Here is a 12945-nt window from a genome sequence, read left to right as displayed (position 1 = left end):
GTACTGTTGGTTCACCGACGCGGGGTGGAGCAGCTCGGTAGCTCGCTGGGCTCATAACCCAGAGGTCGCAGGTTCAAATCCTGTCCCCGCTACTCAGAGAACGAGGGCCCGGATCCATAAGGATCCGGGCCCTCGTCGTGTGTCGGCGTTGCGCGGGGGGCCCGAAGCGCGGTACGGAGGGGGCGAGTTGGCGTGAGGCGTGTTTGACTTGTCTCTCTGTGGGCATGTCGACAAAACGCTGAGTGACCTCACTGGCTGGGCTATACCAGGTGTGCTCGGGTTGCGGGTGGTGCGACGATGGTATTTATGGGGGACAGGGCAACTCTGTTGGAGACAGGGCGGTTTGTGCAGCGGCACGCCAGAAACGCCGCAGACGAGATCATCGAGGCAGCGAAGGCCGTCGATGCGGTCGTCGACACCACCGCCACGACCGGCACCGGCGACGCCGACACGGAGAACGAGACCGAGACCGAGGCCCGGCACCGACGCGCCGCCGAACACGGCGACCTCGCCTCGATGAGCGCCCTCGGCGCGCTGCTGCTGCGCCGCGGCGACCTCGACGGGGCCGAGCCCTATCTGCGCGGTGCCACCGCCGAGGGGGACCGGGCCGCCGCCAACAACCTCGGCGTCCTGCTGCACCAGCGCGGCTATGCCGAGGAGGCCGCCGGCTGGTGGCGGGTCGCCGCCGTCGCCGGCTCCGCGCCCGCCGCCCACGCCCTCGGCCGCCACCACCGTGAGCGCGGCGACGAGCCGGCCGCCGAGTACTGGCTGCGCCAGGCCGCCGAACAGGGCCACGCCCTCGGCGCCTACGCCCTCGCCGACCTCCTGGAGCACCGCAGCGACGTCGGAGCCGAGCGCTGGCTGCGCGCCGCCGCCGAGCAGGGCCACCGCGAGGCCGCCTTCCGCCTCGCCCTCGCCCTGGAGCGCCGCGCCACCGAGACCGTCCGCGGCCCCCACGACACCGGCACCCGGCTCCGGGTGCCCGGCGCCGCCGCCACGGGCGCGGACGGCGGACCGGCGACCCCCGCGGCCGGCCGGGCCGCCGGCGAGCCCGCGGGCGAGCCGACCGAGGCCGAGCAGTGGTTCCGGCAGGCCGCCGCGCGCGGGCACCGGCGGGCCGCGCTGCACCTCGGCGTGATCCTGGAGCACCGCGGCGACCTCAAGGAGGCCGGCCGCTGGTACCTCAGCTCCGCCAAGGAGGGCGAGGCCAAGGCCGCCTGCGCCCTCGGCTTCCTGCTCCGCGACGCGGGCGACGAGGAGAGCGCCGCCGTGTGGTGGCTGCGCGCCGCCCAGGACGGCGACGGCAACGCCGCCAACGCGCTGGGCGCGCTCCACGCGGCCCGCGGCGAGCAGCAGACCGCCGAGCGGTGGTACCGGGCCGCCATGGACGCGGGCGACGTGAACGGGGCGTACAACCTCGGGCTGCTCTGCGCCGCCCAGGACCGCATCCCGCAGGCCGAGCAGTGGTACCGCCGCGCCGCCTACGCGGGCCACCGCGAGGCCGCCAACGCGCTCGCCGTCCTGCTGCTCCAGGCCGGCGACGCCAACGGCGCCGAGCCCTGGTTCTCCAAGGCCGCCGAGGCCGGCAGCGTGGACGCCGCCTTCAACCTGGGCATCCTCCACGCAGGCCGCGACGACGACCGTACGGCCCTGGCCTGGTACGAGCGGGCCGCGGCCGCCGGGCACACCGAGGCCGCCCTCCAGGTGGGCATCGCCGCCCTCAGGGACGGCGACGAGCGGACCGCCGAGCGGCACCTGCGCTGCGCGGCCGGCGGCGGCAGCGCCGAGGCCGCCTTCCGGCTCGCCTCGGTGCTCGACGCGCGCCGGCCCGACCCCGGACCCGCCGTCCTCGGCGCGTCCCGGGAGGAGAAGAGCGAGTGCGAGGAGTGGTACGAGCGGGCCGCCCAGCAGGGGCACCGGCGCGCCCAGGTGCGGGTCGGGATGCTCGCCGCCGGGCGCGGCGACCTCGCCGAGGCCGACCGCTGGTACCGGGAGGCGGCGGAGGCGGGCAGCCGCAACGGCGCCTTCAACCTCGGCCTGCTCCTCGCCCGCGAGGGCAGCGAGCGCGAGGCCGCCCTCTGGTGGACCCGGGCGGCCCGGGCCGGGCACGGCCGCGCCGCGCTCCGGCTGGCGCTGCTGGCGGCGCGCCGGGGCGAGCTCACCGAGGGGCGGCACTGGTGTGCCCGTGCGGTGGAGCTGGGTCCGGCGGAGGTCGCCGAGCGGGCGGCCCGGCTGAGCGAGGCGCTGCATCAGGAGCTCACCGCGTAGGCGTCGGGCGCCGCGTTAACGGATTTGCGCTGGTGACGGGGGTCCCGTAAGGTTGGGTTCACCGACGCGGGGTGGAGCAGCTCGGTAGCTCGCTGGGCTCATAACCCAGAGGTCGCAGGTTCAAATCCTGTCCCCGCTACTCAGTAGCAACGAAGGCCCGGATCCGATTCTCTCGGATCCGGGCCTTCGTCGTCGTTCGCGTACCGGAACGCGTCCGGACATGGGAAAGCCCCCGCCGCGGCGGGGGCTTCTCCGTACGTGTCAGGCGGTGCTGGCGCAGCCGGGGCAGATGCCCCGGTAGGTGACCTCGACGTTCGAGATGGTGAAGCCGAAGCGCTCGGTGTCCGGGAGGTCCGCCAGCGGGTCGCCCGCCGGGTGGACGTCGCGGATCGCGCCGCAGCGGCCGCAGACCAGGTGCTGGTGGGGCCGGTGCGCGTTGGGGTCGTACCGCTTGGCGCGGCCGTCGGTCGCGACCTCGATGACCTCACCGAGGGTGACCATCTCGCCGAGCGTGTTGTAGACCGTCGCGCGCGAGATCTCGGGCAGCCGCGACACCGCGCGGGCGTGGACCTCGTCGGCGGTCAGATGTACGTGGTCCCCGTCGAGGACTTCGGCCACGACGCGCCGCTGCGCGGTCATCCGCCAGCCGCGTCCGCGCAGTCGTTCCAGCAGGTCACTCATGGGGGCCAGCCTAACAGTCAGGGGGCCGGGGCCCCGAACGGGTGTGACTTTGGAAGTTCACTTGACTTAGACATTGTCTATCGTAGGATCGAACCCGGCATTGGCCAAGGGCCCCGACAGGGGCCCGGGGCCGACGGACAGGACTCGCAGTAATGACGCAGGAGGCGCACGTGACGCAGGGACCGCTCACCACGGAGGCCGGCGCGCCGGTCGCCGACAACCAGAACAGCGAGACCGCGGGCGTCGGCGGTCCGGTCCTCGTCCAGGACCAGCTCCTCCTCGAGAAGCTCGCCCACTTCAACCGTGAGCGCATCCCGGAGCGCGTGGTCCACGCGCGCGGTGCGGGCGCCTACGGCACCTTCACGCTCACCCGTGACGTCTCGCAGTGGACGCGTGCGAAGTTCCTCTCCGAGGTCGGCAAGGAGACCGAGACCTTCCTCCGCTTCTCCACCGTCGCGGGCAACCTCGGCGCGGCCGACGCGGTGCGCGACCCGCGCGGCTGGGCGCTGAAGTTCTACACCGAAGAGGGCAACTACGACCTCGTCGGCAACAACACCCCGGTGTTCTTCATCAAGGACGCCATCAAGTTCCCGGACTTCATCCACACCCAGAAGCGCGACCCGTACTCGGGCTCGCAGGAGGCGGACAACGTCTGGGACTTCTGGGGCCTCTCCCCGGAGTCGACCCACCAGGTCACCTGGCTGTTCGGCGACCGCGGCATCCCCGCCTCGTACCGCCACATGAACGGCTACGGCTCGCACACGTTCCAGTGGAACAACGAGGCCGGCGAGGTCTTCTGGGTCAAGTACCACTTCAAGACCGACCAGGGCATCAAGAACCTCACCCAGGACGAGGCCAACCGCCTCGCGGGCGAGGACCCGGACTCGCACCAGCGTGACCTGCGCGAGGCCATCGAGCGCGGCGACTTCCCGACCTGGACCGTGCAGGTGCAGATCATGCCCGCGGCCGACGCGGCGGAGTACCGCTTCAACCCGTTCGACCTCACCAAGGTGTGGCCGCACGAGGACTACCCGCCGATCGAGATCGGCAAGCTGGAGCTCAACCGCAACCCGGAGAACATCTTCGCCGAGGTCGAGCAGTCGATCTTCTCCCCGGCGCACTTCGTGCCCGGCATCGGCCCGTCCCCGGACAAGATGCTCCAGGGCCGCCTCTTCGCCTACGGCGACGCCCACCGCTACCGCGTCGGCATCAACGCCGACCACCTGCCGGTGAACCGCCCGCACGCCACCGAGGCGCGCACCAACTCCCGTGACGGCTTCCTCTACGACGGCCGCCACAAGGGCGCGAAGAACTACGAGCCGAACAGCTTCGGCGGTCCCTTCCAGACGGACCGTCCGCTGTGGCAGCCCCTTCCGGTCACCGGTGTCACCGGCGACCACGCCGCGCCGGTCCACTCCGAGGACGACGACTTCGTGCAGGCGGGCAACCTCTACCGCCTGCTGTCCGAGGACGAGAAGGGCCGTCTGGTCGAGAACCTGGCGGGCTTCATCGCCAAGGTCTCGCGGGACGACATCGCCGAGCGGGCGATCGACAACTTCCGCCAGGCGGACGGTGACTTCGGCAAGCGGCTGGAGGCCGCGGTCCAGGCCCTGCGTGGCTGAGGGCGCTTGCCGTAGGTAGAGAGCGGGCCGGACTTCCGTACGGGAGTCCGGCCCGCTCTCGTGTCACCGGCCGGGCCCGCTCACCCGGCGACGCTGTGCACCGGGATCCAGCAGCGGATGATGTCCCGGACGGAGACGATGCCGACCGGCCCCCGGTCGTCGAGGACGACCAGGTGGCGGAAGCCTCCGTGCGTCATGGCCTCGGCCGCCTCGGCCAGGGTCCAGCCGGGCGCGGCGAAGACGACGTCGCGGGTGGTGTGGGAGCCGGCGGTCTCGAGGTCGGGGTCCTGGTCGCGGGCGAGGGAGTTCAGGATGTCGCGCTCGGTGAGGATCCCGAGGCCGCCGGCGTCGGTGTCGAGGACGACGGCCGCGCCGACGCGGCGCGCCGACATCAGGCGGGCGGCCTGCCGGAGGGTGTGGGCGGGGCCGATGGTGAGGACCACGGTGCTCATGGCGTCACGGACGAGCATGGACGGAGCCACCTCCTTGGTGAAACCTTCAAGAAGAAGGAATTCACAAGTTCACAAGTGGGGGGACTCTTAGCGTGGCACCGGGGAGGGGAGGCGACAAGGGGGCGCGCGAGGCGCCCCCGGGGGGTGCGGCGGCGTGCTCAGTCCCGCACGTTCTCCTGGTTGAGGTAGCTCAGCAGCTCGCCGTGGAGCAGTCCGTTGGAGGCCGCGGCGTTCCCGCTGTGCGGACCGTGGCGCCCGTCCAGGCCGGTGTACGTGCCACCCGCCTCCTGGACCACGATCGCGACCGCGGCCATGTCCCAGAGCGACAGCTCCGGCTCGGCGCAGAGGTCCACGGAACCCTCGGCGACCATCATGTACGGCCAGAAGTCGCCGTACGCGCGGGTCCGCCAGCACGCGCGCGTGAGGTCCAGGAAGCCGTCGAGCCGGCCCTGCTCCTCCCAGCCGCTGATCGAGGAGTACGCGAAGGAGGCGTCCGTCAGGGAGGCGACCTTCGACACCCCGAGCCGGGTCGCCGAGGCCAGGCTGCGGCCCGTGTACGCGCCGCTGCCCTTCGCGGCCCACCAGCGCCGGCCGAGCGCCGGGGCCGACACCACGCCCACCACCGGCTGGAACCCGGTCTCCCCGGCCTCCATCAGCGCGATCAGGGTCGCCCAGACGGGCACCCCGCGCACGTAGTTCTTCGTGCCGTCGATCGGGTCGATCACCCAGCGGCGCGGGCCCGAGCCCTGCACGCCGTACTCCTCGCCGAGGATCGCGTCCCGCGGCCTGGCCCGCTGGAGCTGACCGCGGATCAGCTCCTCGGCGGCCTTGTCGGCCTCGCTCACCGGGGTCATGTCCGGCTTGGTCTCGACCTGGAGGTCCAGCGCCTGGAATCGGTCCATGGTGGCCGCGTCGGCGGCATCCGCGAGGACGTGGGCAAGACGCAGATCATCGTGGTAATCGGCCATGGTCGGCACTCTATCCCCGCGGCGTGAACGCACGGAGAACCGTCCACGGGCGCCCCACGACCGGCCGCCGGAGCCCCTTGACAGAGGGTGGGCGGCTGCCGACGCTGGGCGGAGAACCGTTCCCTCCCGGAGGTGACGATGGCGAACGCCCGCGACACCCTGCTCGACGCCGCGCTCGCCGCGCTCACCCACCGGCCCTGGTCCGCGATCCGCATGGCCGACCTCGCCGCCGCCGCGCACGTCTCCCGCCAGACCCTCTACAACGAGTTCGGCAGCAAGGAGGGACTCGCCCGCGCGCTCGTACGCCGGGAGGCCGACGCCTATCTCCAGGGCGTCCGGCAGCTGCTCGCCGCCCCCGCCCCGCCCGGGCGGAACGTCGCCGCCGTCGCCGAGTGGATCGTGGCCCGCGCCGCCGCCCGGCCGGTGCTGCGGGCCCTGCTCACCGGCGCCTGGAACGAGTGGCTGCCCGAGCCCCGGCCGGCCAGGCCCGGTGCCCGGCCCGCGACCGTGCCCGCCCAGCGGCGCGCCGACGCCGGGCCGCCCGCGCCCGGCGAACTCGTCGCGCAGACCGCGGCCTGCGCGGGGGAACGAGGGGCCGCGGTCTGCGAACTCGCCGTACGGCTCGCCCTCAGCCACGTCGTCGCACCGGCGCCGCCGGTGTCCCCTCAGTGCGCCGAGCCGGAGAGCTGGAGTCCGACGACCCCCACGATGACCAGGCTGATCGAGACGATCTTGAGCGTGGAGACCACGTCGCCGAGGAAGACCATGCCGTAGATCGCCGTCCCGGCCGCGCCGATCCCCGTCCACACCGCGTACGCCGGGCCCACGTCGAGCTTCCGCAGCGCGATCGTGAGGAGGCCGAAGCTGCCCAGGGCGAAGGCCGCGAAGGCGATCGTCGGCCACAGCCGGGTGAAGCCGTGCGAGAGTTTCAGACAGACCGCGAAGCCCGTCTCCAGGATCCCGGCGACCACCACCAGCAGCCACGCCATCGTCAGTGCCTCCCACGTCGGTGACTGCTTCGTCGCACTTGGTGCGATTATGCCCTTACCGGTGGTGGCCGACCGTAAACCCGCGGCGGCTCAGTCGCCCTCGCGTCGCTCCCGCGTCGCGAGCAGACGCCGCAGCGAGTACAGCCGCGCCGGATCGGCATGCCCCTCCGCCACGTACGCATCGAGCGCGCAGTCCGGCTCGTCGTGGCTGCACGCGCGCGGGCAGTTCTCGGTGCCAGGGACGAGGTCGGGGAAGGCGAGGATCACCCGCGACGGATCGACGTGGTGCAGACCGAAGGAGCGCACGCCGGGGGTGTCGATGACCCAGCCGCCCTCCTTGTCGTCGAGCGGCAGGGCGAGCGCCGAGGTGGTGGTGTGCCGGCCGCGGCCGGTCACCGCGTTGACGACGCCGGTGGTCCGCCGACGGTCCGCCGGGACCAGGGCGTTGACCAGCGTCGTCTTGCCGACGCCGGAGTGGCCCACGAACGCGGTGGTCCGGCCCTTCAGATGCTCGTGGACGCGCTCGGCCGCGACCCCGTCGACGAACTCGTCGCGGGTGGTGACCACATGGGGCACACCGAGCGCGCCGTACATCTCCAGGAGCGCGTCCGGCGAGGCCAGGTCCGACTTGGTCAGGACGAGCAGCGGGGAGAGCCCGCCGTCGTAGGCGGCGACCAGACAGCGGTCGATCAGCCGGGGGCGCGGCTCGGGGTCGGCGAGCGCGGTGACGATCGCCAGCTGGTCGGCGTTGGCCACGACCACCCGCTCGAACGGGTCGTCGTCGTCGGCCGTACGCCGCAGGACCGAGCTGCGCTCGCCGATCCGCACGATCCGGGCCAGGGTGTCCTTCTCGCCGGAGAGGTCGCCGACGATCGAGACCCGGTCGCCGACCACGGCGGCCTTGCGGCCCAGCTCGCGCGCCTTCATCGCCGTGATGATCCGGTCGTCGACCAGACAGGTCAGCCGGCCCCGGTCGACGGTGAGGACCATGCCCTCGACGGCGTCCTCGTGCTTGGGGCGGATGGTCGTACGGGGACGGGTGCCCTTGCGGTTGGGCCGCTGGCGGATGTCGTCCTCGTCGGTGTGCTTGCCGTAGCGCCGCATGGCTCAGACCCCGAGCATTTCGGTCCACATCCCGGGGAAGTCGGGCAAGGTCTTCGCCGTCGTCGCCACGTCCTCGATCTCCACGCCCTCGACGGCGAGGCCGATGAGCGCGCCCGCCGTCGCCATCCGGTGGTCGTGGTACGTGTGGAAGACGCCGCCGTGCAGCGGGCGCGGGCGGATGTGGAGACCGTCCTCGGTCTCGGTGACATCGCCGCCCAGCTCGTTGATCTCCTTGGTGAGGGCCGCCAGGCGGTCCGTCTCGTGGAGCCGCAGATGGGCCACGCCGCGCAGGGTGGAGGGGGAGTCGGCGAGCGCCGCGAGCGCCGCGATGCCGGGGGTCAGCTCGCCGACCTCGCCGAGGTCGACGTCGATGCCGTGGATCCGGCCCGTGCCGGTGAAGGTCAGGCCCGCCTCGGTCAGCTCGCAGGAACCACCCATCTCGGTGAAGATCTCCCGCAGCGCGTCACCGGGCTGGGTGGTCCGCGCGGGCCAGTCCGGCACGGTCACCCGGCCGCCGGTCACCAGCGCGGCCGCCAGGAACGGCTGCGCGTTGGACAGGTCCGGCTCGACGACCAGGTCCCGGCCGCGGAGCGCGGAGGGCGCCACCCGCCACACGTCCGGCGCACCGCCGTGCTCCGGCTCGTCGACCTGGGCGCCGACCGCGCGCAGCATGTCGACGGTCATCCGGATGTGGGGGAGCGAGGGCAGTCGGGAGCCCACGTGCCGTACCTCGACGCCCTGGTTGAAGCGGGGCGCGGACAGCAGCAGGGCGCTGACGAACTGGGAGGACGAGGAGGCGTCGATCTCGACCGTGCCGCCGTCCAGGCCGCCGCCGCCGTGCACGGTGAGGGGGAGCGCGCCCCGGCCGTCGTCGTCGACGCGGGCGCCGAGCGCGCGGAGCGCGTCGATCACGCCGTGCAGGGGGCGCTCGTGGGAGCGGGGGTCGCCGTCGAAGCGCACCGGGCCGTCGGCGAGGGCCGCGACCGGGGGCAGGAAGCGCATGACCGTGCCCGCGTTGCCGACGTCGACGGTCGCGGGGCCGCGCAGCGGCGACGGGATGATCCGCCATGCCTCGCCGGTGCCGTCGGGGCCGACGCCCTCCTCGATCTTCACGCCGAGGGTGCGGAGCGCCTCGGCCATCAGGAGGGTGTCGCGGGAGCGCAGCGGGCGGCGCAGCCAGCCGGGCTCGGAGGCGAGCGCGGCGAGCACCAGGGCCCGGTTGGTGACCGACTTCGATCCGGGCACGGTGACGGTCGCGTCGACGGCGCCGCGGGCGTACGGGGCGGGCCAGAGGTCGGTGGGCGGGTCGGTGTGCGCGGAAGCTGCAGCGGTCATGGACTCACTGTACGGGGGTGTCAGAAGCGCAGGAGCCAGCGGCAGCCGCCGATCAGGCAGCAGATCGAGACGGTGTGGAAGAAGAGGAGCCACACCCCGGCGGGCACGTGGGTGAGGCGCGCGAGCTGGTCGGCGTCCGAGTCGGGGGCGCCGCCGTGACGCCGCTTCGCCTGGAGTTCGAAGGCGGGGCGGACGCCGCCGAGGAGCAGGAACCACACCACCGCGTAGGCGAAGACCGACTGGACGTCGGGGCCGGTCAGCCAGGAGACGAGAAGGAAGGCGGCGCCCGTCAGGACGACGGTGAGGATCCCGTACGCGTTGCGGACCATCACCAGCATCGCGAGCAGCAGCGCGGTCGCGGCCCACAGGAGCAGGGTGGTGTGGTGGGTGCCGAGCAGGGCGGCGCCGCCGAGGCCGAGCAGCGGGGCCGCGGGGTATCCGGCGGCCAGGGTGAGGATCACGCCGACGCCGGTGGGGCTGCCCCGGCTCACGGTCAGCCCGCTGGTGTCCGAGTGCAGCCGGATCGCCTCGAGGCGGCGCCCCGTGGCGAGGGCGGCGAGTCCGTGGCCGCCCTCGTGGGCGATGGTGATGGCGTTGCGGGCCGGCAGCCAGAGCCGGCGGAACACGACGAGGGCCAGCGCGCAGGCGGCGGTGACGTAGACGAGCCACCGGTCGGGAGCGGGCTGGGTGCCGAGGATCTCGGTCATTTCGCGGTCGGCTCCTCGGTGGTGTGCGGGATCGTGGCAGTCTGGCACGTATGTGCGGACGGTTTGCAGCGAGTCGGCGGCCCGAGGACCTCGTCGGAATCTTCGGGATAGAGAAGTGGGAGCCGGCGGAGACCCTGGCCCCGGACTGGAACGTGGCTCCCACCAAAGCGGTGTGGGCCGTTCTGGAACGCCCTGTGAAAGACGCCGGATCGGCCCGGCCGGTTCGCCAGCTGCGCGCCCTGAAGTGGGGACTCGTGCCGTCCTGGGCGAAGTCGCCGGAGGGCGCCGCCCGGATGATCAACGCGCGCGCGGAGACCCTGCACGAGAAGCCCTCCTTCAAGCACGCGTTCGCCTCCCGCCGCTGCATCCTGCCCGCCGACGGCTACTACGAATGGGTGACGGGCGCGGAGGAGCGGGACCTGGAGGTCGAGGGGAAGAGGAAGCGGCCGCGGAAGCAGCCGTACTTCGTGACCCCGGCGGACGGCTCGGTCTTCGCGATGGCAGGGCTCTACGAGTTCTGGCGCGACCCGACGCTGCCCGCCGAGCACGCGTCCGCGTGGTGGGTGACCTGCTCGGTGATCACCACCGAGGCGGAGACCGGACCGCTGGGCGTGGCCCCGGCCGAGGGCCCGCGCTCGCTGCACGACATCCACCCCCGGATGCCGCTGATGCTGACGGAGGGGCGCTGGGACGCCTGGCTCGCCCCGGCGCGCACGGACCCGGAGGAGCTGCGCGGGCTGCTCGCCCCGCCGTCGGAGGGGCTGATGCGGGCCTATCCGGTGGCCACGGCCGTCAGCAACGTCCGCAACAACGGCCCCGAACTCCTGGCGGAGCTGGCGGGCCCGGAGATCGGCACGCTGTTCTGACCGTCCGGGGGGAACGGACGGCAGGATGGGGACGTGACCAAGGACGTGACACAGTACGAGACCGTCGCCACCGACGCCGGTGAGGCGCGCATCACCTGGCACCCGGGGAAGCGGCCGTGGGCCGTCCTCGCCCTCGGCCACGGCGCCGGCGGCGGCGTCGAGGCCCGCGACCTGCGCGCGCTGGCCGACGCGCTGCCGGCGCGGGGCGTGACGGTGGCCCTCGTCGAGCAGCCGTGGCGGGTCGCCGGCAAGAAGGTGGCGCCCGCGCCGAAGACCCTCGACACCGGCTGGCGCGGGGTGTGGCCCGCCCTCGCGGAGCCCGGCCTCCCCGTGATCGCGGGCGGCCGCAGTGCCGGCGCCCGGGTCGCCTGCCGGACCGGCCGCGAGCTGGGCGCGCACGCCGTCCTCGCGCTGAGCTTCCCGCTGCACCCGCCGGGCAGGCCGGAGCGGTCCCGCGCCGACGAACTCCTCGGCACCGGGCTGCCGACCCTCGTCGTCCAGGGCGGCAACGACCCCTTCGGACGGCCCGAGGAATACCCGGAAGGCCCGTACGCACTCGTGGAGATCCCCCACGGGGACCACGGCTTCGCCCTGCCCAAGCGGGCGCCCCTCGGGCAGGAGGAGGCACTCGGTCTCCTCGTCGACGGGGTCGCGGAGTGGATCTCCGGACTCCGCTGACGCACCGCCGCGCACCGGGAATGCCGAGCGGGAGGCCACTGTTGTTCGGTGCGTCGGTGAGAGAGCAAGGAAGAGGGAGTCCGTCGCATGGGTTCGACCATCTGCCCGGAGCGTGCGCAGGCCGCTGACCTCGACTGGACAGTGCTGCCCGCGCCCAAGGCCGCCCCGATTCGGGCGGCGGGCGGAGTGCTTCCTCGTCTATCCTCCGAAACGAGCGGGTCCGCCCTCGGGCTCGCCGCCGCGCTGGAGGAGGTGGGTCCGGTCACTGGGACCGACACAGGGACCGACGACGGCCCCGAGGAGACGACCGCGGAGCGCAACGCGCGCTTCGAGCGGGACGCCCTCGGCTACCTCGACCAGATGTACTCGGCCGCGCTGCGCATGACGCGCAACCCCGCGGACGCGGAGGACCTGGTGCAGGAGACCTATGCCAAGGCGTACGGCTCCTTCCACCAGTTCCGTGAGGGCACCAACCTCAAGGCGTGGCTGTACCGGATCCTCACGAACACCTTCATCAACTCGTACCGCAAGAAGCAGCGCGAGCCCCAGCGCAGCGCCGCCGAGGAGATCGAGGACTGGCAGCTCGCCCGCGCCGAGTCGCACATGTCGACCGGGCTGCGCTCCGCCGAGTCGCAGGCCCTCGACCACCTGCCCGACTCCGATGTGAAGGAAGCGCTCCAGGCGATTCCCGAGGAGTTCCGTATCGCCGTCTATCTCGCCGATGTCGAGGGCTTTGCGTACAAGGAGATCGCGGACATCATGGGGACACCCATCGGTACGGTGATGTCCCGACTGCACCGGGGCCGCCGCCAGCTGCGCGGCATGCTCGAGGACTACGCTCGCGACCGCGGGCTCGTTCCCGCGGGCGCCGGAGAGTCGTCGAACGATCTGAAAGGCTCGGGCTCATGAGCTGCGGAGAGCCGCACGAGACGGATTGCTCAGAGGTCCTGGATCATCTCTACGAGTTCCTCGACAACGAGATGCCCGACAGTGACTGCACCAAGTTCGAGGTGCACTTCGAGGAGTGCTCCCCGTGCCTGGAGAAGTACGGCCTGGAGCAGGCGGTGAAGAAGCTCGTCAAGCGCTGCTGCGGCAGTGACGACGTCCCCACCGACCTCAGGGCCAAGGTGATGGGCCGGATCGACCTGATCCGTGCGGGGCACCTGGTGCCCGAGCAGGACATCACGGCGAGCGCCCCGGCGACGCCGGCCCCGCAGGAGTAGCGCTCCCGTACCGAGGAGCGCAGGGCCGCCGCGACACGATCGCGGCGGCCTC

The 12945-nt window shown here is 72.8% G+C and carries 14 protein-coding genes and 2 tRNA genes; 9 read left to right on the top strand and 7 right to left on the bottom strand.

All coding sequences use genetic code 11. From position 1 onward, the window contains the following. The first annotated feature begins 18 nt into the window (after positions 1-18). From ACFVZH_RS14180 to ACFVZH_RS14170, 3 genes are all read left to right on the top strand, one after another. A tRNA-Met gene (locus ACFVZH_RS14180) sits at positions 19-92 on the top strand. A 205-nt stretch (positions 93-297) separates the two neighbouring features. After that, positions 298-2268: a tetratricopeptide repeat protein gene (locus ACFVZH_RS14175; protein WP_384896751.1), complete on the top strand. Its 1971-nt coding sequence runs from the start codon at positions 298-300 to the stop codon at positions 2266-2268. Positions 2269-2333: 65 nt separating this feature from the next. Next, positions 2334-2407, top strand: a tRNA-Met gene (locus ACFVZH_RS14170). A 122-nt stretch (positions 2408-2529) separates the two neighbouring features. On the opposite strand, the gene ACFVZH_RS14165 is transcribed toward ACFVZH_RS14170, so the two are convergent. Beyond that, entirely contained in the window at positions 2530-2949 is a 420-nt protein-coding gene (locus ACFVZH_RS14165) for a Fur family transcriptional regulator (RefSeq protein ID WP_384896748.1), read from the bottom strand. 152 nt (positions 2950-3101) lie between these two features. Here ACFVZH_RS14165 and ACFVZH_RS14160 point away from each other — a divergent pair, with 152 nt between their 5' ends. Beyond that, positions 3102-4571: a catalase gene (locus ACFVZH_RS14160; protein ID WP_384896745.1), complete on the top strand. Its 1470-nt coding sequence runs from the start codon at positions 3102-3104 to the stop codon at positions 4569-4571. A gap of 80 nt (positions 4572-4651) precedes the next feature. Here ACFVZH_RS14160 and ACFVZH_RS14155 read toward each other — a convergent pair whose 3' ends face one another. Continuing rightward, on the bottom strand, positions 4652-5041 hold the full coding sequence (locus ACFVZH_RS14155; RefSeq protein ID WP_384896742.1) for a cyclic nucleotide-binding/CBS domain-containing protein: 390 nt from the start codon (positions 5039-5041) through the stop codon (positions 4652-4654). A gap of 140 nt (positions 5042-5181) precedes the next feature. After that, positions 5182-5991: a histidinol-phosphatase gene (gene hisN / locus ACFVZH_RS14150; protein WP_384896739.1), complete on the bottom strand. Its 810-nt coding sequence runs from the start codon at positions 5989-5991 to the stop codon at positions 5182-5184. A 138-nt stretch (positions 5992-6129) separates the two neighbouring features. Between hisN and ACFVZH_RS14145 the strand changes: the two genes are divergently transcribed. Beyond that, positions 6130-6765 (top strand): TetR family transcriptional regulator, encoded by a 636-nt coding sequence (locus ACFVZH_RS14145; protein ID WP_384896895.1) that lies wholly within the window; start codon positions 6130-6132, stop codon positions 6763-6765. On the opposite strand, the gene ACFVZH_RS14140 is transcribed toward ACFVZH_RS14145, so the two are convergent. The 4 genes from ACFVZH_RS14140 to ACFVZH_RS14125 all read right to left on the bottom strand — a co-directional run bounded on the left by ACFVZH_RS14140 (position 6657) and on the right by ACFVZH_RS14125 (position 10126). After that, positions 6657-6980: a DMT family transporter gene (locus ACFVZH_RS14140; protein ID WP_384896736.1), complete on the bottom strand. Its 324-nt coding sequence runs from the start codon at positions 6978-6980 to the stop codon at positions 6657-6659. The genes ACFVZH_RS14145 and ACFVZH_RS14140 overlap by 109 nt on opposite strands. 90 nt (positions 6981-7070) lie before the next feature. Further along, positions 7071-8084 carry a ribosome small subunit-dependent GTPase A gene (gene rsgA, locus ACFVZH_RS14135; protein WP_384896733.1) on the bottom strand — a complete coding sequence of 338 codons (1014 nt, stop codon included), beginning with the start codon at positions 8082-8084 and terminating at the stop codon, positions 7071-7073. Between the two features lie 3 nt (positions 8085-8087). Then, positions 8088-9419 (bottom strand): 3-phosphoshikimate 1-carboxyvinyltransferase, encoded by a 1332-nt coding sequence (gene aroA, locus ACFVZH_RS14130; protein WP_384896730.1) that lies wholly within the window; start codon positions 9417-9419, stop codon positions 8088-8090. 20 nt (positions 9420-9439) lie between these two features. Continuing rightward, on the bottom strand, positions 9440-10126 hold the full coding sequence (locus ACFVZH_RS14125) for a M50 family metallopeptidase (RefSeq protein ID WP_384896728.1): 687 nt from the start codon (positions 10124-10126) through the stop codon (positions 9440-9442). A 50-nt stretch (positions 10127-10176) separates the two neighbouring features. On the opposite strand from ACFVZH_RS14125, the gene ACFVZH_RS14120 reads away from it, so the two are divergent. The 4 genes from ACFVZH_RS14120 (at position 10177) to rsrA (ending at position 12893) form a co-directional block, all read left to right on the top strand. Beyond that, complete coding sequence (locus ACFVZH_RS14120) at positions 10177-10992, top strand: SOS response-associated peptidase (RefSeq protein WP_384896725.1); 816 nt, start codon at positions 10177-10179, stop codon at positions 10990-10992. A 33-nt stretch (positions 10993-11025) separates the two neighbouring features. Further along, positions 11026-11670 carry an alpha/beta family hydrolase gene (locus tag ACFVZH_RS14115; protein ID WP_384896723.1) on the top strand — a complete coding sequence of 215 codons (645 nt, stop codon included), beginning with the start codon at positions 11026-11028 and terminating at the stop codon, positions 11668-11670. 252 nt (positions 11671-11922) lie between these two features. Further along, positions 11923-12579 carry a sigma-70 family RNA polymerase sigma factor gene (locus tag ACFVZH_RS14110; RefSeq protein WP_352186978.1) on the top strand — a complete coding sequence of 219 codons (657 nt, stop codon included), beginning with the start codon at positions 11923-11925 and terminating at the stop codon, positions 12577-12579. Continuing rightward, positions 12576-12893: a mycothiol system anti-sigma-R factor gene (rsrA, locus tag ACFVZH_RS14105; RefSeq protein WP_367827763.1), complete on the top strand. Its 318-nt coding sequence runs from the start codon at positions 12576-12578 to the stop codon at positions 12891-12893. Before ACFVZH_RS14110 ends, rsrA begins: the two co-directional genes overlap by 4 nt. Positions 12894-12945: the final 52 nt, after the last annotated feature.

Source organism: Streptomyces sp. NPDC059534 (assembly GCF_042743475.1).
Lineage (GTDB): Bacteria > Actinomycetota > Actinomycetes > Streptomycetales > Streptomycetaceae > Streptomyces.
The sequence above is the reverse complement of the archived record's forward strand: the minus strand, read 5'-3'. Positions and strand labels throughout refer to the sequence as shown.

Excerpts from the sequence above, each read along its gene's own strand:
- ACFVZH_RS14175 (WP_384896751.1), top strand. The coding sequence starts at position 298 with ATGGTATTTATGGGGGACAGGGCAACTCTGTTGGAGACAGGGCGGTTT.
- ACFVZH_RS14165 (WP_384896748.1), bottom strand. The coding sequence starts at position 2,949 with ATGAGTGACCTGCTGGAACGACTGCGCGGACGCGGCTGGCGGATGACC.
- ACFVZH_RS14160 (WP_384896745.1), top strand. The coding sequence starts at position 3,102 with ATGACGCAGGAGGCGCACGTGACGCAGGGACCGCTCACCACGGAGGCC.
- ACFVZH_RS14155 (WP_384896742.1), bottom strand. The coding sequence starts at position 5,041 with ATGCTCGTCCGTGACGCCATGAGCACCGTGGTCCTCACCATCGGCCCC.
- hisN (WP_384896739.1), bottom strand. The coding sequence starts at position 5,991 with ATGGCCGATTACCACGATGATCTGCGTCTTGCCCACGTCCTCGCGGAT.
- ACFVZH_RS14145 (WP_384896895.1), top strand. The coding sequence starts at position 6,130 with ATGGCGAACGCCCGCGACACCCTGCTCGACGCCGCGCTCGCCGCGCTC.
- ACFVZH_RS14140 (WP_384896736.1), bottom strand. The coding sequence starts at position 6,980 with ATGGCGTGGCTGCTGGTGGTGGTCGCCGGGATCCTGGAGACGGGCTTC.
- rsgA (WP_384896733.1), bottom strand. The coding sequence starts at position 8,084 with ATGCGGCGCTACGGCAAGCACACCGACGAGGACGACATCCGCCAGCGG.
- aroA (WP_384896730.1), bottom strand. The coding sequence starts at position 9,419 with ATGACCGCTGCAGCTTCCGCGCACACCGACCCGCCCACCGACCTCTGG.
- ACFVZH_RS14125 (WP_384896728.1), bottom strand. The coding sequence starts at position 10,126 with ATGACCGAGATCCTCGGCACCCAGCCCGCTCCCGACCGGTGGCTCGTC.
- ACFVZH_RS14120 (WP_384896725.1), top strand. The coding sequence starts at position 10,177 with ATGTGCGGACGGTTTGCAGCGAGTCGGCGGCCCGAGGACCTCGTCGGA.
- rsrA (WP_367827763.1), top strand. The coding sequence starts at position 12,576 with ATGAGCTGCGGAGAGCCGCACGAGACGGATTGCTCAGAGGTCCTGGAT.